The organism is Catonella sp., from assembly GCF_052173895.1.
In the GTDB taxonomy this organism is placed as follows: domain Bacteria; phylum Bacillota; class Clostridia; order Lachnospirales; family Lachnospiraceae; genus Catonella.
Genome location: NZ_JBQMXS010000088.1, coordinates 1 through 3,703 on the forward strand (window position 1 = coordinate 1; position 3,703 = coordinate 3,703).

Genomic DNA, 3,703 nt, shown 5'->3' on the forward strand with positions numbered 1-3,703 from the left:
TTTTCTATACCCTTTTCTATACCTTTTTCTATGCCTTTTTCTATGCCACGATTTTCAATTTCATCTAAAAATTCGCACATATTTATCTCTCTCCCTTCCTTCTTCATTTGCACAATTTCTTGTTTTATTTTCATGAATCTCTCATCACCTAGCAATGTATCAAGCAAATCTAAAACCGCTTCCGGATGTTTTATATCTAGCTTTTCAGGCCTATAAAATTTCTGTTTTGCTAAAATTCCTGCAATAAACTGAAAATCATCCTTGAACTGCTTAATATTTTTATCTGACAATCTTACCATGTCAATCAGTTTAAACTTATAATCTGAAATCATATTCATCAATTCTTTAGGACAATTAAGCCTTTCTTTTAAGCTGGTAGCTGCCTTCCATTCAGTTTTTCCCCAGTATATAACTATCGTAATCACAGGATAAATATGTTCATTTCCAAGCTGACTTTTATAAGTTGCTCCATCATAAGAAATTACTCTAAGTATCATATCCTTGTCCGGAACTGTCTGATTTTCAATACCAATAAAAGAAAAAATTATTCCACTTCTCTTCCATAGCTTAGCCACATCTCTCATCTGCTCATGATGTAAATTTTCATCATCCTTGAACTGAGTGATTAATGTTGCATCTGATAAGTCATCATTCTTTACCACATTTTTACCTTCAAAAATTGCTCCATTTATCACATCTGCAAACACATCATTGTAGCTTAATAAATTTTTCTCAACTATATCTTTTTCTTTCATTCTACTCCTTTCTAGTAAATTATACAATACACCTTATATTTCAAGATACCTCGATATAGCAAATAAACCATGTCTTTATACTTACTCCAAATAATTTTGCTGAAATTTGATTTCGAAAATGAAATCTAAGAATTAGTCAATTAAAAATTAAATCAAACAACAATATAATAATAGCACAAATTTTCAATTTTTTCAAGAAAATTTGTGCTATTAAAAGAAATATTATCTAAAAAGATATTAAATCACATATTTTTTATCCTACTTGCCTTTAGTCTTTCTTACCTCATCAAACATATCAATATCTTCTTTGGTAACTTTGATATTAGAAGTCTTGGTTTCCTCATTCGGCTTAGTTATGGAAACTTCAACTACTGTCCCTTCCGGCAAGCCCGGCATTATTACTCTTTTTACAAATTCAGCAGCTTTTGGATGATTTTTCTCAAGCTGTGATTTGTATTTTAATAAGGTAAATGGATTCATGCCTCCTCCTTATCCTCACCTCTTACTGCTGCCCTACCGTAAATCTCTGCAAGGTTTTTCATCTTTTTAGCAAGTTTTGTTGTAAAATCCTTCTTCCCCATTCTCCACTCCCAGTTACCACCAAGAGTTGATGGAGTATTGATTCTTGCCTCATTATCAATACAGAGGAAATCCTGCATAGGAATTATTGTGAGATTTCCCACACTCATATAAGCATTTCGAATAACCTCCCATACAATCTCCTTCTCATCCTCGGTATGTATATTAAGGTACTCATTTGCAAATTTCTTTACCTTTTTATCTAAACCACGATACCAGCCAAGGGTTGTCTCATTATCATGAGTTCCCGTATACACAACTGAATTAACAACATGATTATGTGGCAGATAGGTAGTTTCAGCTCCACCATAAAAAGCAAAGTGGATAACTTTCATACCCGGATAACCTGTGCGTTTTACAAGATTTATTACAGAAGGTGTAAGATAACCTAAGTCTTCAGCTATTACATCTACATCACCAAGCACTTCCTTCATTCTCGCAAAGAGAGCATAGCCTGCCCCCTTCTTCCATTTTCCTACAACAGCATCTTTTCTTCCGTAAGGAATGGAATAATATGTATCAAATCCTCTGAAATGGTCTATTCTAACTGTATCATAGAGTTCGAAAGCTCTTGCCATTCTCTTCATCCACCACTCGTAATCTGTTTTCTTATGGTAGTCCCAGTCATAAAGCGGATTGCCCCAAAGCTGACCGGTAGCAGAAAAAGCATCAGGTGGGCAACCTGCAACTGCTGTCGGAACAAAATTCTCATCAAACTGAAACAGTTCAGGATTAGCCCAAGCATCAGCAGAATCAAATGCCACATAAATAGGCACATCACCAATTATCTTAATACCTTTTGCATTTGCATACTTCTTAAGTTTCTTCCACTGTATATCAAACATCCACTGAATAAATGAATAGAATTCTATTTCATCAGCAAGTTTTTCTTTGTACTTTTCAAGCGTCTCAGGTTTACGAAGTCTAAGTCCTTCCTCCCATTCACTCCACGACACTCCCTTCAAGGAATCTTTAATAGCCATAAAAAGTGAATAGTTCTCTAACCAAAGACTGTTTGTCTTCTTAAACTCATCAAAAGTTTCAGAATTTTCAACCTTAAACTTACCGGTTTTCATAAGGTTTTTAGCATTGTCAAAAGCTATCTTAAGTGCCTTAAATCTTGAATTGTATATTTTTTCGTAATCAACCTTTTTAGAATTCTTGCCAAAATTGAACTTTTTTAGTTCTGCCTCTGATATCAGTCCAAGTTTCATAAGTTCTTCAAGGTCTACGAAATAAGGATTACCTGCATAGGTAGAAAATGACTGATAAGGGCTGTCACCATAGCTTGTTGGTCCGAGCGGCAGTATCTGCCAATATCCCTGCCCTGCCTCTGAAAGTTTGTCTACAAACCCATAAGCCTCTTTTGAAAAGCATCCTATTCCGTATTCTGATGGCAATGAACTGACTGGTAAAAGTACGCCACAATTCCTCATAAATTGTCCTTTCTCCGATGTATCATGCAATGTATATAACAAGTGCCAAAAATGAACCTCTTTTTACAGGCAGTCCCATAAAAAATAATCCAAATTTGACACCTGTGTAATAGCATTTATCGGATACTATCTAAGTTTCCAAATATCTTTGTTATACTCTTCTATTGTTCTGTCAGACGAGAAGAAACCTGCGTTAGCCATATTTACTGCTACCATTCTCTTCCATTTTTCTCTATCTGCATAATCTTTAAGAATTTCATCTTTCTTGGCAATATAGTCTTCAAGATCAAGAAGTGCCATAAACCAATCCTTGTTTACAATATCATTGTAAAGTCTTTCAAGATTTTCTCTATTACCAACCTGCATAGCCTTGTCACTTACAATAAAATCTACTGCATCTTTAACTACCTTTGATTTATTATAAATGTCACGAGATACATAGTCAGCTTTTTCATAATGCTTAATTACCTCATCAGACTTTGCTCCGAAGATGTAGATATTCTCATCACCGACAAAATCATGTATTTCCACATTTGCACCGTCATCCGTACCAAGGGTAATAGCCCCGTTAAGCATGAACTTCATGTTTGAAGTACCGCTTGCCTCTTTAGATGCAAGGGAAATCTGCTCGGATATATCGCAGGCAGGAATTATCTTCTCTGCATAGCTTACATTATAGTTAGTTACCATAAGCACCTTAAGATATGGACTAACCTCAGGGTCTTTATTTATAATTTCCTGAAGTACAAGGATGAGATGTATAATATCCTTAGCTATTACATAAGCAGGAGCAGCCTTTGCACCGAAAATACAGGTAACAGGAGTTTCAGGCTTCTTACCTGCCTTAATCTCCAAATATTTATGAATGATGTAGAGAGCATTCATCTGCTGACGCTTATACTCATGAAGACGCTTAACCTGTACATCAAATAC

General features: G+C 35.1%; 4 protein-coding genes. All 4 read right to left on the reverse strand.

What is annotated here, in order from left to right:
* Nucleotides 1-755, reverse strand: a 755-nt coding sequence (locus ACTTG8_RS09925; protein ID WP_442561947.1) for an Rpn family recombination-promoting nuclease/putative transposase, incomplete at its 3' end; no start/stop codon positions are given.
* Between the two features lie 258 nt (nucleotides 756-1,013).
* Complete coding sequence (locus tag ACTTG8_RS09930) at nucleotides 1,014-1,235, reverse strand: hypothetical protein (RefSeq protein WP_442561948.1); 222 nt, start codon at nucleotides 1,233-1,235, stop codon at nucleotides 1,014-1,016.
* On the reverse strand, nucleotides 1,232-2,770 hold the full coding sequence (gene malQ, locus ACTTG8_RS09935) for a 4-alpha-glucanotransferase (RefSeq protein ID WP_442561949.1): 1,539 nt from the start codon (nucleotides 2,768-2,770) through the stop codon (nucleotides 1,232-1,234). The genes ACTTG8_RS09930 and malQ overlap by 4 nt, the downstream gene beginning before the upstream one ends.
* A 126-nt stretch (nucleotides 2,771-2,896) precedes the next feature.
* Nucleotides 2,897-3,703, reverse strand: an 807-nt coding sequence (locus ACTTG8_RS09940) for a glycogen/starch/alpha-glucan phosphorylase (protein ID WP_442561950.1), incomplete at its 5' end; no start/stop codon positions are given.

Coding starts and splice junctions, on each gene's coding strand:
- malQ (WP_442561949.1), bottom strand. CDS start 2,770: ATGAGGAATTGTGGCGTACTTTTACCAGTCAGTTCATTGCCATCAGAA.
- ACTTG8_RS09930 (WP_442561948.1), bottom strand. CDS start 1,235: ATGAATCCATTTACCTTATTAAAATACAAATCACAGCTTGAGAAAAAT.